A 25,495-nucleotide genomic window follows, 5' to 3' on the forward strand; every position below is an offset into this window, starting at 1 on the left:
GAGGTTTCATACGCTGAGAGCCGCCGCACCTGATGCGCGCGGCCTTTTTGCGTGAACGTGCGTCCCGCTTGGGGGTTCCCAAGCACGAAATTACGACTGATCCGTCAGTTTTTATAGGGCGAAACAAAACCTATGGCTTCCAAGGCGATCGAACACGGCACTGCAAAGCGCCGTATCCGCAAGGTTTTCGGCAACATCCACGAAGTCGTGCAGATGCCGAACCTGATCGAAGTCCAGCGCGAGAGCTACGAGCAGTTCCTGCGCTCCGACAAGTCGATCGGCCACGTCTCGGGTCTCGAGAAGACGCTGCGCAGCGTGTTCCCGATCCAGGATTTCGCCGGCACCGCCTATCTCGATTTCGACGACTACGTCCTTGAGCCGCCGAAGTTCGACGTCGAGGAATGCCGCCAGCGCGGCATCACCTACGCCGCGCCGATGCGCGTCACGCTGCGTTTGACAGCGTTCGAGGTTGATCCCGATACCGAGGCCAAGTCGGTCATCGATATCAAGGAGCAGGACGTGTACATGGGCGACATGCCGCTCATGACCGAGAACGGCACGTTCTTCATCAACGGCACCGAGCGCGTCATCGTTTCGCAGATGCACCGTTCGCCGGGCGTCCTGTTCGATCACGATCGCGGCAAGACGCACGCATCGGGCAAGTACCTGTTCGCGGCGCGCGTGATCCCGTATCGCGGTTCGTGGCTCGATTTCGAGTTCGACGCGAAGGACATCGTCAACGTCCGCATCGATCGCAAGCGCAAGCTGCCCGTCACGGCGCTGCTCTACGCGCTCGGCATGACGTCGGAAGAGATCCTCAACTATTTCTACAACCGCGTGACGTTCGTCCGCGGCCAGGGTGGCTGGATCGTTCCGTTCCAGGTCGAGAACTGGCGTGGCCAGAAGCCGATGTTCGACATCGTCGATGCGAAGACCGGCGAAGTCGTGTTCCCGAACGGCCAGAAGATCAGCCCACGCGCTGCCAACAAGGCGTTCAAGGACGGTCTCACCGACCTGCTGATCCCGACCGAGGAAATTTTCGGCCGCTATTCGGCCTACGACCTGATCGACGAGTCGACCGGCCGTATCTACATCGAAGCCGGTGACGAAGTGACCGCCGAGAACCTCGAACTGCTCGACCAGGCAGGCATCGAGCGCCTGGACCTGCTCGACATCGATCACGTCGCAACGGGTCCGTGGATCCGCAACACGCTCAAGGTCGACAAGGCCGAGGAGCGCGAGCAGGCGCTGTCCGACATCTACCGCGTAATGCGTCCCGGCGAGCCGCCGACGCTGGAGACCGCCGAGGCATTGTTCTCGGGTCTGTTCTTCGATCCGGACCGCTACGATCTGTCGGCCGTCGGCCGCGTGAAGCTCAACATGCGTCTCGACCTCGACGTCGAGGACACCGTGACGACGCTGCGCACCGAGGATATTCTCGAGGTCATCAAGACGCTCGTGAACCTCAAGGACGGCAAGGGCGAAATCGACGATATCGACAACCTCGGTAACCGTCGTGTCCGTTCGGTCGGCGAGTTGCTCGAGAACCAGTACCGCGTCGGTCTGCTCCGCATGGAGCGCGCCGTGAAGGAGCGCATGTCGTCGGTCGACGTTTCGACGGTCATGCCGAACGACCTGATCAACGCGAAGCCTGCGGTTGCCGCGGTTCGTGAATTCTTCGGCTCGTCGCAGCTGTCGCAGTTCATGGATCAGACCAACCCGCTGTCGGAAGTCACGCACAAGCGTCGCGTGTCGGCACTTGGACCAGGTGGTCTGACGCGTGAGCGCGCTGGCTTCGAAGTCCGCGACGTTCACCCGACGCATTACGGCCGCATCTGCCCGATCGAGACGCCGGAAGGCCCGAACATCGGTCTGATCAACTCGCTCGCCAGCTTCTCGCGGGTGAACAAGTACGGCTTCATCGAGACGCCGTACCGCAAGGTCGTCGACCACAAGGTCACCGACGACGTCGTCTATCTGTCGGCGATGGAAGAGGCCAAGCACACGATCGCGCAGGCCAACGCCGAGCTCGATTCGTCGAACGGCTTCGTCGAGGAGCTGGTGTCGTCGCGTCAGGCTGGCGAATTCCTGATGGCGCTGCCCGACAACATCACGTTGATGGACGTCAGCCCCAAGCAGCTCGTCTCGGTCGCCGCATCGCTCATTCCGTTCCTGGAAAACGATGACGCCAACCGCGCACTGATGGGCTCGAACATGCAGCGTCAGGCCGTGCCGCTCGTCCAGGCCGAGGCGCCGTTCGTCGGCACCGGCATGGAAGAGACCGTGGCGCGTGACTCGGGCGCCGCGATCTCGGCCAAGCGTGCGGGCATCGTCGATCAGGTCGACGCGGCGCGTATCGTGATCCGGGCGACCGGCGAGATCGATGCCGGCAAGTCGGGCGTCGACATCTACACGCTGATGAAGTTCCAGCGCTCGAACCAGTCGACCTGCATCAACCAGCGTCCGCTGGTGAAGGTGGGCGATGCGGTCCGTGCCGGCGACGTGCTCGCCGACGGCCCGTCGACCGAGTTCGGCGAGCTGGCGCTGGGTCGCAACAGCCTCGTCGCGTTCATGCCGTGGAACGGTTACAACTACGAGGATTCGATCCTGATCTCCGAGCGGATCGTGAAGGACGACGTGTTCACGTCGATCCATATCGACGAGTTCGAGGTGATGGCTCGCGACACGAAGCTCGGGCCTGAGGACATCACGCGCGACATCCCGAACGTCGGCGAGGAAGCGCTTCGCAACCTCGACGAGGCGGGCATCGTCTACATCGGTGCAGAGGTTGAGCCAGGCGATATTCTCGCCGGCAAGATCACGCCGAAGGGTGAATCGCCGATGACGCCGGAGGAGAAGCTTCTCCGTGCGATCTTCGGCGAGAAGGCCAGCGACGTGCGCGATACGTCGCTTCGCCTGCCGCCGGGCGTGTCGGGTACCGTCGTCGACGTTCGCGTCTTCAACCGTCACGGCATCGACAAGGACGAGCGCGCGATGGCGATCGAGCGCGAGGAGATCGAGCGCCTGAAGAAGGATTCGGACGACGAGCGTTCGATCCTGAACCGTGCGACCTGGTCGCGTCTTCGCGAGATGCTGCTCGACCAGACCGCCACCTCGGCGCCGAAGGGCGTCAAGAAGGGCGTCGTGATCGACATGGATCTGCTCGACAGCGTCGACCGCCACGAGTGGTGGAAGTTCGCGGTCGCCGACGACAAGGTCCAGAGCGATCTGGAAGCGGTCAAGATCCAGTATGACGATGCCGCCAAGCTGATCACGGACAAGTTCCACGATCGTCGCGAGAAGCTGGAGCGTGGTGACGAGTTGTCGCCGGGCGTGCTGAAGATGGTCAAGGTGTTCGTTGCGGTGAAGCGCAAGCTGCAGCCGGGCGACAAGATGGCCGGCCGTCACGGCAACAAGGGCGTCATCAGCCGCATCCTGCCGGCGGAGGACATGCCGTTCCTCGCCGACGGTACGCCGGTCGATATCGTGCTCAACCCGCTGGGCGTGCCGTCGCGCATGAACGTCGGCCAGATCTTCGAGACGCATCTGGGCTGGGCCGCACGTGGCCTGGGTCAGTCGATCACCGCGGCTCTCGAGACGTGGCGCGAAGAGAATCCGGACGCCAAGCCGGGTGCGATGCCGGAGGCGGTCCGCGATCGTCTCAAGACGGTGTACGGCGAGCAGTATCACGCCGAGATCGACGCCCGCACGGGTGACGAGATCGTCGAGCTCGCCAAGAACCTGAAGGGCGGCGTGCCGATGGCGACGCCGGTGTTCGATGGTGCCCGCGAAGCCGATGTCTCGGCGATGCTGGCGCTGGCGGGCCTCGACACGTCGGGTCAGTCGGACCTGTTCGACGGCCGCACCGGCGATCAGTTCGATCGCAAGGTGACGGTGGGCTACATCTACATGCTGAAGCTCCACCATCTGGTCGACGACAAGATCCACGCACGGTCGATCGGGCCGTACTCGCTGGTCACGCAGCAGCCGCTGGGTGGTAAGGCGCAGTTCGGTGGGCAGCGCTTCGGCGAGATGGAGGTCTGGGCACTCCAGGCCTACGGCGCAGCGTACACCTTGCAGGAAATGCTGACGGTGAAGTCGGACGACGTGGTCGGCCGCACCAAGGTCTACGAGGCGATCGTCAAGGGCGACGACACGTTCGAGGCCGGCATTCCGGAGAGCTTCAACGTGCTCGTCAAGGAAATGCGCTCGCTCGGCCTGAATGTGGACCTGAAGCAGTCGGAGCCCGGCTTCGACAGCGACGGCATCCAGATCGCGGCGGAGTAAGCCTCAACTCCTCCCCTCCCGCTTGCGGGAGGGGTCGGGGGAGGGTCTGTCCCCGCAGGCACCACCCCGAGAGGCTACGACATCCCCTCCCCTAGCCCCTCCCGCCATGCGGAAGGGGAATGGAGAATAAAATGAACGAGATGACCCCCTTCGCCAATCCGGTCGCCAAGACCGAGACGTTCGACCAGATCCAGATCGGCATCGCGTCCCCGGACAAGATCCGTTCGTGGTCGTTCGGCGAGATCAAGAAGCCCGAGACCATCAACTACCGCACGTTCAAGCCCGAGCGTGACGGCCTGTTCTGCGCGCGCATCTTCGGTCCGATCAAGGATTACGAGTGCCTGTGCGGCAAGTACAAGCGCATGAAGTACAAGGGCATCGTCTGCGAGAAGTGCGGCGTCGAGGTTACCGTCTCGAAGGTTCGCCGCGAGCGGATGGGCCATATCGAGCTCGCCGCCCCGGTCGCGCACATCTGGTTCCTGAAGTCGCTGCCGTCGCGCATCGGCCTGTTGCTCGACATGCAGCTGAAGCAGCTCGAGCGCGTGCTGTACTTCGAGGCGTACATCGTCATCGAGCCGGGCCTGACCCCGCTCGAGAAGTACCAGCTGATGACCGAGGACGAGCTCCTCGACGCGCAGGACCAGTATGGCGAGGACGCGTTCTCGGCCGGTATCGGCGCCGAAGCGGTCCGCATCATGCTCGAATCGCTCGATCTCGTCGGTGAGCGCACCGCGCTGCTCGAAGAGCTCGCGGTCACCAAGTCCGAGCTGAAGCCCAAGAAGATCATCAAGCGCCTGAAGGTCGTCGAGAGCTTCATCGATTCGGGCAACCGCCCCGAGTGGATGATCCTCGAAGTCGTTCCGGTCATCCCGCCCGAGCTGCGCCCGCTGGTGCCGCTGGACGGTGGTCGTTTCGCGACGTCGGATCTGAACGATCTGTATCGCCGCGTGATCAACCGCAACAACCGCTTGAAGCGCCTGATGGAGCTCCGCGCGCCGGACATCATCGTCCGCAACGAGAAGCGCATGCTCCAGGAGGCCGTCGACGCACTGTTCGACAATGGTCGCCGCGGTCGCACGATCACGGGCGCCAACAAGCGTCCGCTGAAGTCGCTGTCCGACATGCTCAAGGGCAAGCAGGGCCGCTTCCGCCAGAATCTGCTCGGCAAGCGCGTCGACTATTCGGGTCGTTCGGTCATCGTGACCGGGCCTGAGCTGAAGCTGCACCAGTGCGGCCTGCCGAAGAAGATGGCGCTCGAGCTGTTCAAGCCGTTCATCTACGCGCGTCTCGATGCAAAGGGTCTGTCGATGACCCTGAAGCAGGCGAAGAAGTGGGTCGAGAAGGAGCGCAAGGAAGTCTGGGACATCCTGGACGAGGTGATCCGCGAGCATCCGGTCATGCTGAACCGTGCACCGACGCTTCACCGTCTGGGCATCCAGGCGTTCGAGCCGGTATTGATCGAGGGCAAGGCGATCCAGCTTCACCCGCTGGTCTGCTCCGCGTTCAACGCCGATTTCGACGGCGATCAGATGGCCGTGCACGTCCCGCTGAGCCTCGAGGCCCAGCTCGAAGCGCGCGTCCTGATGATGTCGACGAACAACATCCTGTCGCCGGCCAACGGCAAGCCGATCATCGTGCCGTCGCAGGACATGGTCCTCGGTCTCTATTATCTGTCGATGATGAAGGAGAACGAGCCGGGCCAGGGGATGCTGCTCGGTGACATGGCCGAAGTGCACCAGGCGCTGAACGCTCAGGCGGTCACGCTGCACACCAAGGTCATCAGCCGCGTTCCGCAGACCGACGAGAAGGGCAAGCAGTACCTCAAGCGGTACGAGACGACCCCGGGCCGCATGCTGCTGGGCGAGTGCCTGCCGCATAGCCACAAGGTGCCGTTCGACACGGTCAACCGCCTCCTCACCAAGAAGGACGTGGGCGACGTGATCGATGAGGTCTATCGTCACACCGGCCAGAAGGAGACCGTGCTGTTCGCCGACGCGATCATGTCGCTCGGCTTCCGCCACGCATTCCGCGCCGGCATCTCGTTCGGCAAGGACGACATGATCATTCCGGACGCCAAGGTTGGTCTGGTCGACGACACCAAGGCGCTCGTAAAGGACTTCGAGCAGCAGTATCAGGACGGTCTGATCACGCAGCAGGAGAAGTACAACAAGGTGATCGACGCCTGGAGCCGTTGCGGCGACCAGGTCGCGAACGCAATGATGGACGAGATCCGTGCGGTGAAGGTCGACGAGGAGACCGGCCGTGAAAAGCCGATCAACTCGATCTACATGATGGCTCACTCGGGTGCTCGTGGTTCGCAGGCGCAGATCAAGCAGCTTGCCGGCATGCGCGGCCTGATGGCCAAGCCGTCGGGCGAGATCATCGAGACGCCGATCATCTCGAACTTCAAGGAAGGCCTGACCGTCCTCGAGTACTTCAACTCGACCCACGGCGCTCGCAAGGGCCTCGCGGATACGGCGTTGAAGACGGCAAACTCGGGCTACCTGACGCGTCGTCTGGTCGACGTGTCGCAGGATTGCGTCATCATCGAACCGGATTGCGGCACGACCCGTGCGCTGGAGATGAAGGCCATTCTTCAGGGTGGTTCGACGATCGCAAGCCTCGGCGAGCGCATCCTCGGTCGTACGACCGCGGAGGACATCGTCGATCCGAAGACCGGCAAGGTCGTCATCCCGTCGGGCACGCTGCTCGACGAGCCGATGATCACGACGATCGAGGGACTCGGCACGCAGTCGTGCAAGATCCGCAGCCCGCTGGTCTGCGAGTCGAAGATCGGCGTCTGCGGCAAGTGCTACGGGCGCGATCTCGCCCGCGGTACGCCGGTCAACATCGGTGAAGCTGTCGGCGTCATCGCCGCGCAGTCGATCGGTGAGCCGGGCACGCAGCTGACGATGCGTACGTTCCACATCGGTGGTGCGGCGCAGCTCAACGAAACGTCGAACCTCGAGGCGCATGCCGACGGTACGGTGCAGTTCCGCGATCTGCGTATCATCGTCGACCAGCGTGGCCGTCGCGTGGTGCTCAGCCGCTCGGGTGAAATCGCGATCGTCGACATGGACGGCCGCGAGCTCTCGGTCGATCGTATCCCCTACGGTGCGTACGTGCTGTTCGACGATGGTCACATCGTGTCGCGCGGCGATCGGATGGCCGAGTGGGATCCGTTCACCATGCCGGTGATCACGGAGAATCCGGGCACGATCAAGTATGTCGACCTGATCGAGGGCAAGACGCTCACCGAGCAGACCGACGAAGCCACGGGCATCGCCCAGCGCGTAGTGATCGAATATCGTGCGGCGACCAAGTCGAAGGAGGATCTGCGTCCGCGCATGACCCTGCTCGACGAGACGTCGGGCGAGACCGGTCGTTACATGCTGGCGATCGGCGCTACGCTGTCGGTCGAGGATGGCGCACAGGTGTTCGGCGGCGACGTCGTCGCCCGCGTCAGCCGCGAAAGCGCCAAGACGCGCGACATCACCGGTGGTCTGCCGCGTGTTGCCGAGCTGTTCGAGGCACGCATCCCCAAGGACTCGGCGATCATCGCCAAGATCTCGGGCCGCGTCGTGTTCGGCAAGGACTACAAGGCGAAGCGCAAGATCGGCATCCAGCCCGAGGATGGCGGCGACGTCGTCGAGTATCTGGTGCCGAAGTCGAAGGTGATCGACGTCCAGGAAGGCGATTACGTCAAGCGCGGCGATAACCTGATCGGCGGCTCGCCCGATCCGCACGACATCCTCGAGACGATGGGCATCGAACCCCTCGCCGAGTATCTCGTGTCGGAAATCCAGGAGGTCTATCGTCTCCAGGGCGTGAAGATCAACGACAAGCACATCGAGACGATCGTTCGTCAGATGCTGCAGAAGGTCGAGATCACCGACGGCGGCGACACCACGCTGCTGAAGGGCGAGCAGGTCGATCGCGAGGAAATGGACGCGACCAACGAGAAGCTGGAGAAGAAGCAGACCCGCGCACAGGGCAAGCCCATCCTGCTCGGCATCACCAAGGCGTCGCTGCAGACCCGCAGCTTCATCTCGGCGGCGTCGTTCCAGGAGACCACCCGCGTCCTCACCGAGGCAGCGGTCCAGGGTAAGCAGGACATGCTGATGGGCCTGAAGGAGAACGTGATCGTCGGCCGGCTCATCCCGGCAGGCACCGGTGCAGGCCTCAACCGCCTGCGGGTCGTGGCCAACAGCCGCGACGCCGCGATGCGCGTCCAGCAGCGCAAGATGGCGGAGGTGTCGATCGTGGCACCGATGTCGGCTGCCGACGAGCACGCCGCCGAACTCGCGCGCTCGCCGCGCGATGCAGGCGGCACGGGTGAGGATCCGCTCGCAGCGGTCGTCACCTCGGGCACCGGCACCGACGCGGATGCCGGCGAGTATCTGAACGAAGCCGAGTAATCGGTTTCGTCAGACGCTTCGGCTCTGATTGAAATAAGAGGCCGTCGTCCGGGATACCGGGCGGCGGCCTTTTTAGTGTTTGGGCGCGGTAGTCGGGGGTTCGGCGGCGATGCAGTCGGACTGGCCGTGACATTCAACGAAGGCGGCGCACACCGACTTAGCGAACGCGGGCAACTCTCGCGCGCTGCGCACGGCGTCTATCTCGGCCAAATTGCCGCAGGTCGCCCCGGCCATCGTCGTGGCGCATCGGCCGGCTTCGGCAACCGACATCGCGGCGAGTGTGCCGGGCGCGGCACTGGCCTCGTACGTCTCGAGCACGTCGCGGAGATCGGCGGGGGACAGCCATTCCAGATGCTTCGCCGGACACTGCCTGCCAATCTCGATACGGTAAGGCCGCCACGGATCGTCCGCCGCCGTACCGGTAAATGCGGGCAGCGCGTAGGCCGCCGCAGTCGCGACGATCCTCACGATCCTCACGATCCGGATGGCAAGCGCAGGAAGACTCGACGGCATCATGCCGCACATCGTGCCGACCCGACATTACAGCGCGCTGACGGCAGTATGGAACACAGCTGTTCTGGGGGGACGCCGGCGCGATTGCGCTGAGATCGCGAAGACCGTTCCCTGCTATTCGCCGACCATATGGCCTGATATCCCGATGAGGATCGGCGCGGAAACATCACGAACACATCGCCGACCTAAGAAAGACCGATGAATTCAACGTCTGTTCAAGAGTCGGCGAAGCCCGTGCTGCTGGTGGTCGACGACGATCACATGATCCGGACGCTGTTGGCGCAGAGCCTCGGCATGCATGGGTTTCAGGTCGAAACCGCCACCAATGCGCACGAGATGGACGCCGTCCTGGCACGATGCCCGGTATCGCTGATCCTGCTCGACGTGATGATGCCCGGCGAAGATGGCGTGTCCGTCTGTCGCCGGCTCGCGCGGGTCGGCGCGCCGCCGATCGTGATGCTCAGCGCACTCGGCGATGAACCCGATCGGATCCTCGGCCTCGAAATCGGCGCGAGCCACTATCTGTCCAAGCCGTGCAGCCCGCGGGAGATCCTGGCGACCGTCCGCGCCGCACTGCGCGCGCGCGAAATCCAGGATGCGGGTGAAAGCCGGTCGTTCGCATTCCTCGGCTGGCGAGTCGATTTCGCGGCGCACGAGCTGTTCGATCCCGACGGTACGCTAATCGACCTGACCGACGGCGAGTTCGCGGTTTTGCGCGCGTTCGTCGAGCGGCCGAGACGCGTGCTGGCGCGCGATGCGCTGTTGGAGGCTGCCCGCGGACCCGACACCGACGCGTTCGATCGCGCGATCGACGTGCAGGTCAGCCGGTTGCGCCGCAAGCTTCGCTCGCGCGGTGACGAGATCATCCGCACGATCCGCAACGAAGGCTATTTTTTCGTACCGCGCGTGGCCCGACAGTGACGCAACCTGCCACGATCTACACGCCGTCGAAACTCGGCAGGCTGCGTCCGTGGACGCTGTTCGTCCGGATTCTCGCCTTGCTGCTGACGACGGTGCTGCTGGTCCAGATCCTGAACTTCGCGATCGTGCTGTTGATGCCGCCGCCGATGCCCGTGATCTACACGACGGCGCGCGTTGCCGGCGTGGTCCGCTCAGGCAGCGACCCGGCAAAGTTGCTGACCATGAGGATCACGGGCGGCCCTCCTCGGCCATCCGACAGTTCGCGGGATGCACGCCTCGCCAAGCTGATCGCCAACGACCTTGCACTGCCCGCAGAGCGCGTGACCGTCGAGACCGAACCCTCGGCGATGCCGATGCTGGCGGGAGCGCTTCGTCCCCCGGTGCCGATGGGCATGGTCCGATCCCGTCATCACCTGTTCGAAAACGCCTTGTTCGGACCGTTCGTGGTGTCGATAGAGCGGCCGGACGGGCGGTGGCTCGTGATCCGGCCAACCAACGGCACGATCGGGCCCTGGCGCGCGCGCATCGTCCTGTGGTTCCTGGCGGCGATGGCGGTCGTCGCGCCGATCGCCCTGCTGCTGGCCCGCCGCGTCGCGACTCCGATCGGGCGGTTTGCCGCCGCCGCCGAACGGCTCGGCCGCGATCCGCGGGCCGCCCCCCTGCCCGTCACCGGTCCGCCCGAGATCGCCGAAGCCGCCAGCGCGTTCAACCTGATGCAGGAACGGCTCAACCGGTACGTCGAGGATCGCACCACGCTGATCGCGGCGGTCGCGCACGATCTCCGGACGCCGCTGATGCGGTTGTCGCTGCGGCTCGAAAAGGCGCCGGAAGATATTCGGATCGCAAGCGAAGGCGATATCCAGGAGATGAGCCAGCGGATCGGCTCGGCGATGGCGTTCGTCCGCGACATGACCCGCCATGTCCGCCGCCAGAAGCTCGACCTTCGATCGCTCGCCGAAAGCGTGACCGACGATTTTGCGGATCGCGGCGACCAGGTCGTGCTGCATCCCGGATCGCCGCTGATCATCGAAGGCGACACGCCGTCGCTGAAGGCCCTGCTCGCGAATCTGGTGGGCAATGCCGTCAATTATGCCGGGCATGCCGAAGTCCTGCTCCACCGCGCCGGCGGGATGGCCGTGCTCGACGTGTTCGATTCCGGCAGCGGCATGGCGCCCGCCGACCTGGCGCGCGCGTTCGAGCCGTTCTTTCGCGCCGAACATTCGCGCAACCGCGATACGGGTGGCAGCGGGCTGGGCCTCGCCAGCGTGCGTGCGGTCGCCCGCGGACACGGCGGCGAGGCGACGATCGAAAACCGCGCCGACGGTGGCCTGCTGGTGCGGGTGACGTTGCCCGTATGACCTGAGCGATACGTCGGGACCGGCGCGACCCGACATATCGGGGCAACGTTTCGCGTGCCAGCTGGTCGTCACGGTATCGAGGAGGCGTCATGCGCACAGTATTTCTTATCGGCCTGGCCGGCGCGCTGGCGGGATGCGCTGGCGACCTGCCAAGACCTCGCGGATCGGGCGCGCAGGGTGATGCAGCACATCGCCTTGCCGACGCGGGGGCCGACCACGGCCGCGGGCAGTTGTTCGTCAGTCCGATGGGCGAACCGTTCAGGGCGTCGCAACATCCCGGCGCGGCGGAGGCGCTCTGGTTCGCGGGTGCCGACGCCGACGGCAATGGTCGTATCACCGAGGCGGAATTCCAGCGCGATGCGATGCGGTTCTTCGCGGTGCTCGATCGTGGCAACGACGGCGAGATCGATCCCGACGACATCGCCTATTACGAAAACGTCCTGGTTCCCGAGATCCGTGTAGGGTCGGGCGGCGGCGGTACTTCATCCGGCGCGCGCGGCCCCGGGGGGCGTGGCGGACGCGGCTCCGGTGGTGGACGGAGGCAAGGCGGCGGCGGCGGCGGCGGCGGCGGTCAGGGGATGCACAGGGGCAGCGACGACGGCAAGAAGACCGATGCCGCCGTCCATGAACGGCTCGGCGCCGCGAAGTTCGGGTTCTTCGATTTCCCCGAACCGGTCATCGCGGCCGATCGCAACCTGAACCGCGGTGTCGATCGATCCGAATTCGCGATGGCTGCGGCGACCCGGTTCGCCGCGCTCGACCGCAATCGCGATGGTGCGCTGACCCGCGGCGAATTGCCGAAGGCCGGCGCCGAAACGTGGCGGAACGGATCGGACCGCCCCGCCGCCCCACCGTCACCGGATCGCGATACGCCGTAATCGTGGCGACGGCGGCGGATCGGACGCCCCTTTTACCAATATCGCGACCGCATCAGCCGAGCACGCCCGAGACGATCCAGCGGCGGCTGACCGCGGATTTGACGATCGCCGCGCCGCAGCGTCGACAGGCGGAGTGCTGCACCGGTTGATCGGCCACATCGCGATGGCGTGACCGCGGTGCGTGCAACCCCAGCGCGCAGTCACTGGCGTGTGTCGATAGTCCGCGCATGCCGCCTCCACCCCAAGATCAAGCATCGGTCATGGCGCGCCATGTTTTCCGGCGTATGTCTGTGCGGTGAAAGGTTTGTCATGCGGCGATCCGGGTGCTCCGGCGTTTGCAGTCGATACCGCACCGCGCCGGTCGGCGCACAAGGGAGCCGATCATGGCCGTAACGGACCTCGTCACCTTCTCGAACATCCAGCTTCGCCCCGATCCGTCGCGGACCGTGATCCGCCCGTTCAACGTCGACTATCCCGGTCCGTTCAAGGTCGAGGGCCACCCCCGCGTCGAGCGCGTGATCGACCGCGTGCTGTCGCTGACCCCCGACGAGCTTCATGCCGAACGCGAGCGCGTCACCGCGTCGCTCGACGAGCGCCACCGCGATGTCGACGACCTGCTGCTCCACCGCTTCGGCGAGGTCATGGCGAGGACGCCGGACGCCCGCACGATCACGCGCGACCAGCAGGTGCTGATCGGCGCGTATCTCAGCGAGGAATATTCGTTCGAGGCCGCCGCGCTGTTCAACCCGAGCATGGTGCTGCATCCCGACCAGACAGGCGCGCCCGACGATGGTCTACGCTTCATCCTGTCGCTGCGCGGGATCGGCGAGGGTCACGTCTCGTCGGTGACGTTCCGCACCGGGAGCTGGTCGCCGCAGGACGGTTTCTCGGTCGATCCCGCCAGCCGGACCGCAGTGCCGCCGCGGATCGAACCGTCGGATCAGGGCGCGACCGATGGCGGCCCCACCCGGCTGCAATGCGGCAATAGTCGCGAGCTGTCCGAAACCGTGATCTTCCCGATCCTGCCGAGCCAGCGCCAGGGGATCGAGGATCTGCGGCTCGTCCGGTTCGAGGATGTCGGCGAGGTCCAGTATCTCGGCACCTATACCGCGTTCAGTGGCTCCGAGACGCGCTGCGAACTGCTGCGCGGCGAGGACTTCAAGACGTTCGAGATGCAGCCGATGCGCGGCGCGGTCGCGGATACCAAGGGGATGGCGCTGTTCCCGCGCAAGATCGACGGGCGCTTCGCGATGCTGGGGCGGCAGGACAACGAGAATATCTGGTATCTGACCTCGGACGACCTGCTGACCTGGGAGGGCGGTGAGAAGATCGTCGAGCCGAAATGGCCGTGGGAATTCATCCAGATGGGCAATTGCGGCTCACCGATCGAGATCGACGAGGGCTGGCTGGTGCTGACCCACGGCGTCGGCAGCGTCCGCAACTATTGCGTCGGCGCGTGCCTGCTCGACAAGGCCGATCCGACCAAGCTGCTCGCGCGGATGACCGATCCGCTGATCGTGCCGAGCCCGAAGGAGCGCGACGGGTATGTGCCGAACGTCGTCTATAGTTGCGGCGGGATCGTCCATGACCGGACGCTATTGCTGCCGTTCGGGGTTGCCGACAATTTCGCCTCGTTCGCGACGGTGGATGTCGGGCGGCTGATCGCGGCGATGGCGTGAACGCCGGCAGCGTGAAAGCATGTTCCCCCGCGAAGGCGGGGGTCCAGCCTGGGCTCCCGCCTTCGCGGGAGAACAAGGGGGAAGAACATCGCTGGACTTGGGGACGCCGGCTTATGCGAGGAGTGGCTCGACAACCAGCCGCGCACCGGCAAAATCCTCTGCGGCGACTATATCGATCTGCCGTTCGATCCCGCGCGTCAGCCCTGCCGGCACGGTTACGGCGAAGCCGCGCGCGATCAGTCCGTCGACGGCCCAGCGGACGCAGTAATCCGCCGCGACGCCGATCACCGTGACGTCGGTGATGCTGTTGGCTGCGAGCTCCGCGAAAAAGTCTTCGCGCAGGATCGTCGGCTTGCTCGCATCGCGCGCGTCTTCGATCGCCAGCTCTGGTTCGGCCCACATGTCGAACACGCCCTTCTCGATCCGCCACGCCGGGATCGCCGGGTCGACCAGCGCGACCTCGAGCATGTTGTTCCAGCCCTGCGTGCCGCGGACGCAGTGGATCGGGAACATCTGCGCTTCGGGTGAGGCGGCGTAGGTTTCGCGAAAATGCGTATCGAAGGTGAAGAGGACACCCGCAGTCTCGTCCGGCTGCAGTGCCGACAGCCACGCCTGCATCGGCGCGACCAGTGCGTCGGCTCCCGCCACGCTCAGCGCGCCGTCGCCCGCCATGAAATCCCACTGCGTATCCACCACGACCACGAACCGCGCCATCGCCCGTCTCCTTTGCCCGCTGCTTGACACAAACGCGTCTTCTCGGACACCCGCACCGCAACAACGCAGGAGCCCACGCGCATGGCCGTGACCGATATCGCCACCCGGACGTACAATCACAATTTCCGGCTCGATCCGATCGTCCGCAGCCTGCTCGATACCGATTTCTACAAGCTGCTGATGCTGCAGATGATCCGGCAGGTGTATCCCGACGTCAGCGCCACCTTCGCGCTGATCAACCGGACGAAGACGGTGCGGCTCGCGGAGATCGTCGACGAGGCCGAACTGCGCGCGCAGCTCGATCACGCGCGGACGCTGCGGTTCGCGAAGAAGGAGCTGATCTGGCTGGCGGGCAACAGCTTCTACGGCAAGCAGAAGATGTTCGGGCCCGAGTTCCTGGCGTGGCTCGCCGAGTTCCAGCTGCCCGCCTACGACTTGCGCAAGGTCGACGGCCAATATGAACTGCATTTCGAGGGGCCTTGGAGCCACACGACAATGTGGGAAATCCCCGCGCTGACGATCATCAACGAACTCAAATCGCGCGCAGCCCTGCGCGACCGCGGCCGGTTCGCGCTCGATATCGTCTACGCGCGCGCCAAGGCCAAGCTGTGGGAGAAGGTCGAACGGCTGCGCGAACTGCCCGACCTCGTGCTGTCGGACTTCGGCACGCGGCGGCGGCATGGGTTCCTGTGGCAGCGCTGGTGCGTCGAGGCGCTCAAGGAAGGGCTCGGTGACCGGTTCATCGGCACGTCCAACGTGCTGCTGGCGATGGACGCCGACCTCGAAGCGATCGGCACGAACGCGCACGAACTGCCGATGGTCACAGCCGCGCTGGCCGACAGCGACGCCGACCTTGCGGAAGCGCCGTACCGCGTGCTCGAGCATTGGCGGCAACATTATAACGGCAATCTGCTGATCGCCCTCCCCGATGCGTTCGGTACGACCGCGTTCCTGCGCAACGCGCCGCACTGGCTGGCGGAGTGGACCGGCTTTCGTCCCGACAGCGCGCCGCCGATCGCGGGCGGCGAGCAGATCATCCGCTGGTGGGAGGAACAAGGCGTCGATCCGAAGACCAAGCTGCTGATCTTCTCCGACGGGATGGACATCGACACGATCGAGCAGACGTATCGCCATTTCCACGGCCGCGTGCGGATGAGCTTTGGCTGGGGGACCAACCTGACCAACGATTTTCGCGGCTGCGATCCAGATGGGGCGGCGGCGTTGGAGCCGATCTCGCTGGTGTGCAAGGTGATCCAGGCGAATGGGCGACCGGCGGTGAAGCTGTCGGATAATCCCGCCAAGGCGACCGGCGAGCCCGCGGAGATCGCGCGGTATCTCCGGGTGTTCGGGGAAGCGGACCGCGAGACGGCTCCGGTGCTGGTGTAACCCTATCGATCCTCCCCCGCCAGGGGGAGGTGTCTCCGAAGGTGACGGAGGGGGAGGACACGGAACAGAAGTTTCCCTTTCCTCCCCCTCCGTCAGGCAAGCGCCTGCCACCTCCCCCTTGCGGGGGAGGATCACGAAGTCTCGCCCTAGTCCTCGACCAGCTTCATGAAACGCCGCTCGACTGGCGCCAGCACCGGCCCGAGTTCATGCCCACGCTTTACCACCGCGCCGGCCTCGCCGATCAGCGCCCACATCCCCTGCTTGTTACGCAGCGACGGGCGTTTTTCGATCCGGAACTCCGGCCGTTCGGCGGCACGGCGGAAGGCGGCGAAGACGGCGGCGTCCTTGCCGAGATCGATCGCGTAGTCGCGCCAATGGCCTGCCGCGACCATCCGGCCGTACAGGTCCAGGATGCGGTTCAGTTCGAGGCGCTCGAAGCCGACCTGCGTCGCCTTGGACGGTGTGGGGAAAGGTACGACGCCCATCAGTTATCCACCATCATGCGCGGTCGCGACGGTCCTCTGGATGCTCGTCGGCGAGCAGCGCGTCGAGCCGCTTGCGCATCGTCTCCAGCTCGCAGCGCATGATCTCCATCTTCTGTGTCGCGGGATCGAACATCTCGCTGCACGGCGTACCGTAGGGCACGAAGCGTGGCACCTCGGGGGCGTTTCCCCCCTCGATCGTCGTGGCGCGGGCGGGGATGCCGACGACCGTCGTGCCCGCCGGGACGTCTCGCGTCACCACCGCGTTGGCCCCGACCCGCGAGCGCTTGCCGAGCGTGATCGGGCCGAGCACCTGCGCGCCCGAGCCGATGATCGCGCCATCGGAGATGGTCGGGTGGCGCTTGCCCTGCACGCCGTTGTCGGGGCTGGTGCCGCCCAACGTCACGCATTGATAGATCGTCACGTCGTCGCCGATCTCCGCGGTCTCGCCGATCACCACGAAGCCATGGTCGATGAAGAAATTGCGGCCGATCGTCGCACCCGGATGGATGTCGATCGCCGTCGTGAAGCGCGACCAGTGGTTGACGCAGCGCGCGAGGAAATAAAGCTTCGCCTTGTACAGGCAATGCGCGATCCGGTGATAACCGAGCGCCCAGACGCCGGGGTACAGCATGATTTCGGCGCGCGAGTGCGGAGCAGGATCGCGGGCGCGGATCGAATCCAGATAGGCCAGTAATCCGCTCGACATCCGCAGTCCCCTTCGCGATTTCCGTATCTAGGGTATCGAACGACCGATTTCCAGAACCGCGCGCATGAGCCGCCTCACCCCATCGGGATCGGGGTAAAGCCTATCTTTGTTGTGGGATAAGCCCGCGCGTTGCACTCTGCGCGCGATATTGAGGGGATGCCGATGTTCGACCTGACGACCTTGAGCTTCGAGACGCTGTTGCCGTTCATCCTGGTCGGGTTCGCCGCGCAGATCGTCGATGGCGCGCTGGGAATGGCGTTCGGGGTGATTTCGAACACGCTGCTGCTGTGGGTCGGCGTACCGCCGGCCGCGGCGTCGGCGGGCGTGCATACCGTCGAGACCTTCACGACCGCGGTGTCGGGGATCAGCCACGTGCTGCACAAGAACGTCAACTGGACGCTGTTCCTGCGGTTGATGATCCCGGGTGTTATCGGCGGCGTGCTGGGCGCGTACGTGCTGTCGAACATCGATGCGAGCACGGCGAAACCATTCATCCTGGCGTATCTGACGTCGATCGGCGTGTATCTGCTGTACCGCGGGCTTCGCTATCCGCCGAAGCAGAAGGAGCCGAAGATCGTCGAGCCGCTCGGGCTGGTCGGCGGGTTTCTCGATGCGGCGGGCGGTGGTGGCTGGGGACCGGTGGTGACCTCGAACCTGCTGGTGCAGGGCGCAAGCCCACGGACCACGATCGGCACGGTCAACACGGCGGAGTTCTTCCTGACCGCGACGATCTCGGCGACGTTCATCACACAGCTCGGCTGGGCGGCGTTTACGCAGGCCACCGTGGGATTGCTGATCGGCGGGGTGCTGGCGGCACCGTTCGGGGCGATGCTGGCGAAGCGCGTGCCGGCCAAGACGCTGATGGTGCTGGTCGGTGTGATCCTGACGATCACCAGCCTGTTCGGCCTCTACCGCGCGATCTGGCACTGACCCAACTCCCCTCCCGCTTGCGGGAGGGGTCGGGGGAGGGCGTGCCAAATATGACGCCGTGCTTGAGGCCAGCCCCTCCCCTAACCCCTCCCGCAAGCGGAAGGGGGACTGAAGGTCACAGCGTCGCGTGGACCGTCGCGACCGCGGCCATCACCGCGCCGATCCGCACCGACGTCTGGATCGCCTCTGCCGTAACGCCGGCCTTCTTCAAGATCTGCTCATGGCTGTCGATGCACATGCCGCAGCCGTTCATCGCCGACACGGCCAGGCTGAAGAGCTCGAAATCCACCTTGTCGATGCCGGGCTGGCCGATCACGTTCATGCGCAGCTTGGCGGGCATGTTGCGGTATTCCTGGTTTCCGGCGAGGTGCGTGAACCGGTAATAGACGTTGTTCATCGCCATAACCGCAGCGGCTGCACGCGCTGCGTTCGCGGCCTCGGGCGAGAGCTTCGGCGCGCATTCGGCTTCTGCGGCCTCGACCAGCGGCTTGTAGCCCGAGCCGTGCGCGCAGGTGAGCAACAAGCCGTATTTGCGCTGGTCGGTGAGATGCGTCTCGTTCAGCAGCGAGCCGACGTTGAGGCGGATGTCCTTGGCGTAGTCGGGCAGTTGCCCTGCGAATTCCTTGAGCGACATATTATTCTTCCTCCCCTCCCGCTTGCGGGAGGGGACCGAGGGGTGGGCCCGCGCTCACCAGGAACGGATGCGTTCGGGGAGCGCGCGGGCCCACCCCCTGCCCCCTCCCGCAAGCGGGAAGGGGAAAGAATATTTCAATTACGCAGCGAGCTGGAGGACGTCGTCGCCCTTGTTCCAGTTGCACGGGCAGAGCTCGTCGGTCTGCAGCGCGTCGAGCACGCGGAGCGTCTCGGCGGGGTTGCGGCCGACGTTCAGGCCGTTGACCTGAACCGCCTGGATGACGTTGTCCGGATCGATGATGAAGGTCGCACGGAACGCGACATGCTCGTTCTTGTCGACGATCCCGAGCGCGTCGGCGAGCTTCGCGCCGTTATCCGCGAGCCACGGGAAGTCCGCGGCGGCGAGATCCGCGTCCGACTTGCGCCAGGCGAGGTGAACGTGCGCGGTGTCGGTCGACGCGCCGATCAGGACGGCGTCGCGGTCCTCGAAATCGCCGCGGATGTCGCTGTAGCCGACGATCTCGGTCGGGCACACGAACGTGAAGTCCTTCGGCCAGTAGAACAGCACCTTCCACTTGCCGGGATAGGCGGTCGTCAGGTCGAGCGTCTCGCCGGCGGGCAGCGCAGCGGTGCCCTGCTGGACGGGAATGGTCATCGAGGGGAACTGGTCGCCGATGGTCAACATGATGGAAGCCTCCTGGAAATAAACTTAGCTCCAGGCATCCTCAAAGGCGGCGGTTGGCCCGCTCGGTTGTTGTGCATTGCGGTATAGGGGGCTGGTGTAATCGATCCAACGCTCTATTTATCATCTGATGATCGATAGAGGCGATTAATGGCTGCGACCTACCTACCCACGTTGAAACAGTTGCAATATTTGGTTGCGCTGAAGGACCACGGCCATTTCGGACGCGCCGCGGAGGCGTGTTTCGTGACGCAATCGACGCTGTCCGCTGGCCTGCGCGAGCTTGAAACGCTGATCGGCGTGGTCTTGGTCGAGCGCACCCGGCGAGTCGTGCGGTTCACGCCGCTGGGCGACGGGATCGCCGACAAGGCGCGGCGCGTGCTGCGCGAGGCGGAGGAGCTGGGCGACATGGCGCGCGCCGCCGGCCAGCCGCTGTCGGGCGACATGCGGATGAGCGTCATCCCGACGATCGCGCCGTTCATGCTGCCGAGGATCCTGCCACGGTTGCGGAAGGACTATCCCGACCTGAAGCTGTTCCTCCGCGAGGAGCCGAGCGGTCCGGCATGCGAGGGGCTGCACAATGGCCGGACCGACTGCGTGCTGCTCGCGCTCCCCTATGCGTGCGGCGAGGTGACGTTCGAGACGCTGTTCGAGGATCGCCTGTTCGTGGCGTATCCTTCGGGCGAGGAGCCGACCGCGCTGCCCGCGATCCCGGCGTCGGCGATCGACGAGACGCGGCTGCTGCTGCTCGAGGACGGACACTGCCTCAAGGATCACGCGCTCGGCGCCTGCAACCGGCCGGAGTTGCGTGCGGAGGCGACGATGCTGGGGACGTCGCTGCATACGATTGTGCAGATGGTGGATAACGGCCTCGGCATCACGATGCTGCCGGAGATGGCGCTGAAGGCGGGGATCCTCGACAACACCAATATCACCGCGCGGCCGCTCGACGAGATCAATGCGGTACGCAAGATTGCGTTGGTGTGGCGCCGGGCGAGCCCACGCGAGAAGGACTTCCGGTTGATGGCTAAGGCGCTGGCCGACGTTCAGTAACTACACTGTCGTAGCGCCCTGCCCTCACTTCTGCCCCCATCCCTGAAAGGGAGGAGTCGGGGGTGGATCGGCCAGCTTGTGTCGCTGACGGTCCACGATGCGGAAGCCGACCCACCCCCTGCCCCTCCCTTTCAGGGATGGGAGACCGTTGCGAACCGGGCGCGCTCGGTCTTCACCTCGACCGGAGATTGGCACGCTTGCGCAACCAACTTGGCGTTCGATCGTATGTTTCGCGAGTTCCCGCTGGAGACCTAACGATGTCGAAGACGCTTCCGCTACTGCTGATCACGGGTGCGCTGGCGCTTGCGGCGTGCAGTGGCAAATCGAAGGACGACGTCGCCAGTGCGTCGACCACGCCGATCAATCCCGCGCTCGCCGTCCCGAACGGACCGCCCGCGGTGGCCAATCCGACCGTCGGCGGCGTGCCGATGATGGCGACGCAGACGATCGTCGACAACGCGTCCGCGGCGCCCAATCTCTCGACGCTGGTCGCCGCGGTGAAGGCCGCCGGCCTCGTGCCGACCCTGTCGGGGCCGGGACCGTTCACGGTGTTCGCACCGACCAACGACGCGTTCGGGCGGCTTGCCCCCGGCATGGTCGACACGTTGTTGAAGCCCGAGAACAAGGCTTCGCTGACCAAGGTGCTGACCTATCACGTCGTACCCGGTGTGGTGACCGCCGACGATCTGCGCCGCCGCATCACGGCAGGCGGCGGTACCGCGACGCTAACCACGGTCGAGGGCGATCCGATCACGGCGACGCTGGTCGGCGCGGTCATCACGCTCACCGACGTCAACGGCAACAAGAGCTATGTCGAGACTGCGGATGTCCGTCAGTCGAACGGCATCGTTCATGTCGTCAACGGCGTGATCGTGCCCAAGCTGAGTTGATCCGGGTGGAATTAGGCTCAATTCATCGCGCCGATGCTACGACTTGTCGGCAAAATCATTGAGTCCGACTGATATCTCCCCAAGTTTTTCCGTTCGAGTTTCACACGTCCCTTCCACAATCTCTGGAGTTGCAGATGACTGTTAAGACCAACCTGATGATCGCAGCCGCATCGAGCCTGCTCCTCGCAACCGGCGCGACCGCACAGACCACCGCACCGGCAGCGCCGCGGACGGGCGCGCCCACGACGGCTGCTCCGATGGCAGCGGCTCCGGGCGCGACGACCGCAGCGCCTCAGGCTGCCGGTGTGCCCACCGCGTCGACGGCCGCAGCGACCACGACGATCGCGGCCGCTCTCCCGACGCTGCCGAACCGCGCGACACTGACCAAGCTGGTCACGGCGGCGAAGTTGCAGACGACGCTGGCAGGCCCCGGCCCGTACACGCTGTTCGCGCCGAGCGACGAAGCGTTCACGCGTCTGCCCGCCGGTGCGCTCGACACGCTGCTGAAGCCTGAGTCGGTGCCGACGCTGGCGACGATCATCAAGTATCACGTCGTCGCCGGTGCGCTGACGTCGGATCAGCTGAAGGCGCAGATCACCGCAGGCGGTGGCAAGGCCACGCTGACCACGCTGGCAGGCCAACCGCTGATCGCTTCGCTCGAAGCGAACGGTAATATCGCGCTGACCGATACCGCCGGGATCAAGTCGTTCGTCGATACGGCGGACATCAAGGAGACGAACGGTGTCGTTCATCTCACCAACGGCATGAGCGTTCCGAAGCTCGGCTGATTTGAGTGCGGGCCGGGATCTCTACGGAGGTTGCGGCCCGTTTCTTGTTTCCTCGCGAAGGCGGGAGAGCAGATTTTCGGCTAAGTGCTCGGCTTATCCCAGCGCGTAGCAGCGGCGTGATCGTGATCACGCGCTTCGACCCAGCTACTCTCAACCCCACGGGTTTCGCGCTTCCAGAACGGCGCGTCGGTCTTCAGCCGGTCGATCAGATACGCGCAGGCCTCCAGCGCTGCGCCGCGATGTGCCGCCGTCGCCGCGACGAACACGATCCGCTCGCCCGGATGCATCGGCCCAACGCGATGCACGATGATCGCGGCGCTCAGCGACCAGCGCTCGATCGCGCCCTCGGCAACCTTGAGCAACGCAGCCTCGGTCGCGCCGGGATAATGTTCGAGTTCGAGCGTCCCCACACCGTCATCCGCACGCACCAGCCCGGTGAATGTCGCCACCGCGCCCGCCCCTGCCGCTTCCGCGCGTGTCATCTCGGCGGCGATATCGATCGGCAATTGCTGGACCGAGATATGGATCATCCGCCAGTCACCGGCGGGAAGATCGCAATCTCCTGTGCGCGACCGATCGGCGTATCGAGCGGCACGAAATCCTGATCGATCGCCGCGCGTAGTCGCGAGCGGTTCTCGAACGCCCCCGCATGGGCCGCGCTCGTCTCCGCCAGCCAGTCGACCAGATCGGCCACCGTCACGACGCTCGTCGGCGGCTCGATCGACTCTTCACCCGTGCCGATACGCTCGCGCACCCAGGCGAAATACACCATTCGTATCGTCATGCCCGTAATGCCTACTCAGTCCATGTGCTTCAGGCCGACGCGGAGATAATCCCAACCGGTCATCAGCGTAAGGACGGCCGCGCCCCACAGCGCGACGATGCCGACGGTGTGGACCCAGGCCATCTCGGGCACCGCGCCGCCGAGGATGATGCCGCCGAGCGACACGAGCTGCAACGTCGTCTTCCACTTGGCGAGCTGCGATACCGGCACCGAAACCTGCACCTGCGCCAGGAACTCGCGCAGGCCGGATACCGCGATCTCGCGCAGCAGGATGACAAGCGCGGCTATCACGTGGACGCCCGGAATATCGCGCGTCCCGACCAGGATCAGGATCACCGCGGCGACCATGATCTTGTCCGCGATCGGATCGAGGAAAATCCCCAGTCGCGACACCGCGCCGCTCGACCGCGCGAGATAGCCATCGAAATAATCGGTAATACCCATCAGGCAATACAGCACGAAGGCGATGCCGTAGCCCGCCTCCCAGTCGGGCCACCACAGGAACCAGACCAGCAGGGGCACCGCGACGATCCGCGACAATGTCAGGAGGTTAGGCAAGCTCAACACCCACTACCCCTATACCGGTCGGTCGCGCGGCGAAACCGGTTTAAGCGTTGGCGCGCGGATGACGCTCGGCTAAGGGTTAGACATATTACCGCAACGATCAGGGCTATTTCCCGTCATGCTCAATGCCCTTGGGTTGCTGAAGCAACGTCGCTTCCTCCCGCTGTTCACGACCCAGTTTCTCGGCGCGTTCAACGACAATCTGTTCAAGACCTCGATGGTCCTGTTCGCGACCTATGCGGTCTTCAACGACCCGAAGATGGAGGCCAATTTCAACGCGCTGGCGACGGGACTCGGCATTCTGCCGTTCTTCCTGCTGTCCGCGCTCGCCGGGCAATTGGCGGACAGCCACGACAAGGCGCGGATCATCCGGATCGTCAAGACGGTCGAGATCGGCATCATGATCCTGGGCGCGACCGGGCTGATGGTCGCGCGTGCCGGGCATCCGTCGCTAGGGATCGGGCTTATGCTCGGCGCGGTCCTGTGCCTCGGCGTGCATTCGACGTTCTTCGGCCCTATCAAATACGCGATCCTGCCGCAGCATCTGAAACCGTGCGACGTGCTCGGCGGCACCGGGCTGGTCGAGGCCGGGACGTATCTCGCGATCCTGCTGGGCACTGTAACCGCGGGCTGGATCCCGATCGAGGGTGCCGCTGCCAGCGTGCTGGTCGTCGCCGCGATCGGCTGGTTTGCAGGACGCCAGGTGCCGCCGGCGCCACGCGAAGGCCCGCCGCTCAAGCTCGACTACAACCCGTTCACAGCGTCGTGGCGGCTGATCAGCGCAACACTGCACATCCCGCGGCTGTTCCTCGCAATCATCGCGATCAGCTTCTTCTGGACGATCGGCGCGGTGCTGATCATCGTCTTCCCGCCGCTAGTGAAGAACGTGCTGACCGCCGATGAGCGAGTCGCAAGCTTCGTGATCGCGGTGTTCTCGGTCGGGGTCGCGATCGGATCGGTGGTGATCAACACGATGCTGCGCGGGCGCATCTCGGCTAAGTTCTCGCCCGCGTCGGTGATCGCGATGGGCGGGTTCGTCGTGCTATTCTCGTTCCTCGCGCGGACCTGGACGCCGGCGCCACCGGGGCATTATTACGACTGGGCGGGCTTCATCCATCAGCCGGGTGCGATCCCCGTGCTGGCGACGCTGCTGGCGATCGCGATCACCGGCGGAATGTTCGTGGTGCCGCTCTATGCGTTCCTGACGACGACCGTCGAGAAGGACCAGACCGCGCGCACCGTGGCGGCGAACAACGTCGTCAATTCGGGCGCGATGACGGTCGGTTCGATCCTCGTCATCGGCATCACCGCGATGGGCGTGACGCCCGAGGACATGCTGTTCCTGGTCGCGGCGATGTGCCTGGTCTCGGCATGGCTCGCGCAGAAGCTGCATCGGGCCTGCGACGACGACGCGATCGGGTGTTTGCCGACGCTGAGGGGGTAGCCTCACCCCTGAGTCCGTTCGCCCTGAGCGAAGTCGAAGGGTGAGTCCCAAAAGCAGGTGCTTCGACTGCGCTCAGCACGAACGGAAAAAGGGGTGCGTGGGCCTCAGAAAATGAAGCTGTAGAAGCACGTGAAGAACGCGGCGAAGCTCAGCAGGAAAAGCTTCACGTCGTGATCGTCGTTCTTCGCGCTGGCGATTACCGGTGGCGGCAATGAACGGCGCAGCGGATGGCGGGCGGCTTCGTTGGTAAGGACTAGGCGTCTGGTCATGATGAAAACGTTAACGTCGCGTTTACCAATTCGACCAGTGGCAAAAGTGGTTAAGCTGGCGGCGTCCGGCAATGGGACAGAAATGGGCCCCAGCTAACGGCCCATAAACCCGC

Annotated in this window: 22 protein-coding genes; 12 read left to right on the plus strand and 10 right to left on the minus strand. The window is 64.9% G+C overall.

Annotation, left to right across the window (positions count from 1 at the left end; all coding sequences use genetic code 11):
• Positions 1 to 132 precede the first annotated feature (132 nt).
• The gene (gene rpoB, locus ASG20_RS09400) at positions 133 to 4,287 is read left to right on the plus strand and encodes a DNA-directed RNA polymerase subunit beta (RefSeq protein ID WP_056051380.1); all 4,155 of its coding nucleotides are present in this window, start codon (positions 133 to 135) and stop codon (positions 4,285 to 4,287) included.
• Between the two features lie 131 nt (positions 4,288 to 4,418).
• Positions 4,419 to 8,705 (plus strand): DNA-directed RNA polymerase subunit beta', encoded by a 4,287-nt coding sequence (rpoC, locus tag ASG20_RS09405; protein WP_056051382.1) that lies wholly within the window; start codon positions 4,419 to 4,421, stop codon positions 8,703 to 8,705.
• Between the two features lie 72 nt (positions 8,706 to 8,777).
• Here the strand turns inward: rpoC and ASG20_RS09410 are convergent, their stop codons facing one another.
• Positions 8,778 to 9,221: a hypothetical protein gene (locus ASG20_RS09410; protein WP_056051385.1), complete on the minus strand. Its 444-nt coding sequence runs from the start codon at positions 9,219 to 9,221 to the stop codon at positions 8,778 to 8,780.
• A 195-nt stretch (positions 9,222 to 9,416) separates the two neighbouring features.
• On the opposite strand from ASG20_RS09410, the gene ASG20_RS09415 reads away from it, so the two are divergent.
• The 4 genes from ASG20_RS09415 (at position 9,417) to ASG20_RS09430 (ending at position 14,054) form a co-directional block, all read left to right on the plus strand.
• The gene (locus ASG20_RS09415; RefSeq protein ID WP_056051386.1) at positions 9,417 to 10,139 is read left to right on the plus strand and encodes a response regulator; all 723 of its coding nucleotides are present in this window, start codon (positions 9,417 to 9,419) and stop codon (positions 10,137 to 10,139) included.
• Positions 10,136 to 11,497 carry a sensor histidine kinase gene (locus tag ASG20_RS09420; protein WP_056051389.1) on the plus strand — a complete coding sequence of 454 codons (1,362 nt, stop codon included), beginning with the start codon at positions 10,136 to 10,138 and terminating at the stop codon, positions 11,495 to 11,497. Before ASG20_RS09415 ends, ASG20_RS09420 begins: the two co-directional genes overlap by 4 nt.
• An 89-nt stretch (positions 11,498 to 11,586) precedes the next feature.
• Positions 11,587 to 12,375: a hypothetical protein gene (locus ASG20_RS09425; RefSeq protein ID WP_056051391.1), complete on the plus strand. Its 789-nt coding sequence runs from the start codon at positions 11,587 to 11,589 to the stop codon at positions 12,373 to 12,375.
• Between the two features lie 383 nt (positions 12,376 to 12,758).
• Positions 12,759 to 14,054: a glycoside hydrolase family 130 protein gene (locus ASG20_RS09430; RefSeq protein WP_056051393.1), complete on the plus strand. Its 1,296-nt coding sequence runs from the start codon at positions 12,759 to 12,761 to the stop codon at positions 14,052 to 14,054.
• Positions 14,055 to 14,165: 111 nt separating this feature from the next.
• Here ASG20_RS09430 and ASG20_RS09435 read toward each other — a convergent pair whose 3' ends face one another.
• Positions 14,166 to 14,768, minus strand: a complete 603-nt coding sequence (locus tag ASG20_RS09435) for an isochorismatase family protein (RefSeq protein ID WP_056051395.1) — start codon at positions 14,766 to 14,768, stop codon at positions 14,166 to 14,168.
• Between the two features lie 81 nt (positions 14,769 to 14,849).
• On the opposite strand from ASG20_RS09435, the gene pncB reads away from it, so the two are divergent.
• Positions 14,850 to 16,154 carry a nicotinate phosphoribosyltransferase gene (gene pncB / locus ASG20_RS09440; protein ID WP_056051397.1) on the plus strand — a complete coding sequence of 435 codons (1,305 nt, stop codon included), beginning with the start codon at positions 14,850 to 14,852 and terminating at the stop codon, positions 16,152 to 16,154.
• Positions 16,155 to 16,300: 146 nt separating this feature from the next.
• Here the strand turns inward: pncB and ASG20_RS09445 are convergent, their stop codons facing one another.
• Both ASG20_RS09445 and epsC read right to left on the minus strand, forming a co-directional pair.
• On the minus strand, positions 16,301 to 16,639 hold the full coding sequence (locus ASG20_RS09445; RefSeq protein WP_056051400.1) for a DUF2794 domain-containing protein: 339 nt from the start codon (positions 16,637 to 16,639) through the stop codon (positions 16,301 to 16,303).
• 13 nt (positions 16,640 to 16,652) lie between these two features.
• A complete protein-coding gene (gene epsC, locus ASG20_RS09450; RefSeq protein WP_056051402.1) occupies positions 16,653 to 17,345 on the minus strand; it encodes a serine O-acetyltransferase EpsC in 693 nt (230 codons plus the stop codon).
• A gap of 162 nt (positions 17,346 to 17,507) precedes the next feature.
• On the opposite strand from epsC, the gene ASG20_RS09455 reads away from it, so the two are divergent.
• On the plus strand, positions 17,508 to 18,275 hold the full coding sequence (locus ASG20_RS09455) for a sulfite exporter TauE/SafE family protein (RefSeq protein ID WP_056052944.1): 768 nt from the start codon (positions 17,508 to 17,510) through the stop codon (positions 18,273 to 18,275).
• 115 nt (positions 18,276 to 18,390) lie between these two features.
• Here ASG20_RS09455 and ASG20_RS09460 read toward each other — a convergent pair whose 3' ends face one another.
• On the minus strand, positions 18,391 to 18,909 hold the full coding sequence (locus ASG20_RS09460) for a carboxymuconolactone decarboxylase family protein (RefSeq protein ID WP_056051403.1): 519 nt from the start codon (positions 18,907 to 18,909) through the stop codon (positions 18,391 to 18,393).
• Positions 18,910 to 19,047: 138 nt separating this feature from the next.
• A complete protein-coding gene (locus tag ASG20_RS09465) occupies positions 19,048 to 19,593 on the minus strand; it encodes a peroxiredoxin (RefSeq protein ID WP_055879693.1) in 546 nt (181 codons plus the stop codon).
• A gap of 147 nt (positions 19,594 to 19,740) precedes the next feature.
• Here ASG20_RS09465 and ASG20_RS09470 point away from each other — a divergent pair, with 147 nt between their 5' ends.
• The 3 genes from ASG20_RS09470 (at position 19,741) to ASG20_RS09480 (ending at position 22,321) form a co-directional block, all read left to right on the plus strand.
• Positions 19,741 to 20,643, plus strand: a complete 903-nt coding sequence (locus ASG20_RS09470) for a hydrogen peroxide-inducible genes activator (protein ID WP_056051404.1) — start codon at positions 19,741 to 19,743, stop codon at positions 20,641 to 20,643.
• Positions 20,644 to 20,900: 257 nt separating this feature from the next.
• Positions 20,901 to 21,533 (plus strand): fasciclin domain-containing protein, encoded by a 633-nt coding sequence (locus tag ASG20_RS09475; RefSeq protein WP_082470873.1) that lies wholly within the window; start codon positions 20,901 to 20,903, stop codon positions 21,531 to 21,533.
• A gap of 134 nt (positions 21,534 to 21,667) precedes the next feature.
• Positions 21,668 to 22,321, plus strand: coding sequence for a fasciclin domain-containing protein (locus tag ASG20_RS09480; protein ID WP_056051406.1), 654 nt, complete (start codon positions 21,668 to 21,670; stop codon positions 22,319 to 22,321).
• 80 nt (positions 22,322 to 22,401) lie between these two features.
• On the opposite strand, the gene ASG20_RS09485 is transcribed toward ASG20_RS09480, so the two are convergent.
• From ASG20_RS09485 to pgsA, 3 genes are read right to left on the minus strand one after another with little or no spacing between them, the layout of a single operon-like run.
• Positions 22,402 to 22,851 (minus strand): molybdenum cofactor biosynthesis protein MoaE, encoded by a 450-nt coding sequence (locus tag ASG20_RS09485; RefSeq protein WP_056051407.1) that lies wholly within the window; start codon positions 22,849 to 22,851, stop codon positions 22,402 to 22,404.
• Positions 22,848 to 23,105, minus strand: a complete 258-nt coding sequence (gene moaD, locus ASG20_RS09490; RefSeq protein WP_056051410.1) for a molybdopterin converting factor subunit 1 — start codon at positions 23,103 to 23,105, stop codon at positions 22,848 to 22,850. Before moaD ends, ASG20_RS09485 begins: the two co-directional genes overlap by 4 nt.
• A 15-nt stretch (positions 23,106 to 23,120) precedes the next feature.
• Positions 23,121 to 23,672: a CDP-diacylglycerol--glycerol-3-phosphate 3-phosphatidyltransferase gene (gene pgsA, locus ASG20_RS09495; RefSeq protein ID WP_056051411.1), complete on the minus strand. Its 552-nt coding sequence runs from the start codon at positions 23,670 to 23,672 to the stop codon at positions 23,121 to 23,123.
• A gap of 115 nt (positions 23,673 to 23,787) precedes the next feature.
• On the opposite strand from pgsA, the gene ASG20_RS09500 reads away from it, so the two are divergent.
• Positions 23,788 to 25,113 carry an MFS transporter gene (locus ASG20_RS09500; protein WP_056051413.1) on the plus strand — a complete coding sequence of 442 codons (1,326 nt, stop codon included), beginning with the start codon at positions 23,788 to 23,790 and terminating at the stop codon, positions 25,111 to 25,113.
• 104 nt (positions 25,114 to 25,217) lie between these two features.
• On the opposite strand, the gene ASG20_RS19660 is transcribed toward ASG20_RS09500, so the two are convergent.
• On the minus strand, positions 25,218 to 25,382 hold the full coding sequence (locus tag ASG20_RS19660; RefSeq protein ID WP_168371617.1) for a hypothetical protein: 165 nt from the start codon (positions 25,380 to 25,382) through the stop codon (positions 25,218 to 25,220).
• Positions 25,383 to 25,495 lie beyond the last annotated feature (113 nt).

This window comes from Sphingomonas sp. Leaf198 (genome assembly GCF_001424005.1).
Classification (GTDB): Bacteria; Pseudomonadota; Alphaproteobacteria; order Sphingomonadales; family Sphingomonadaceae; genus Sphingomonas.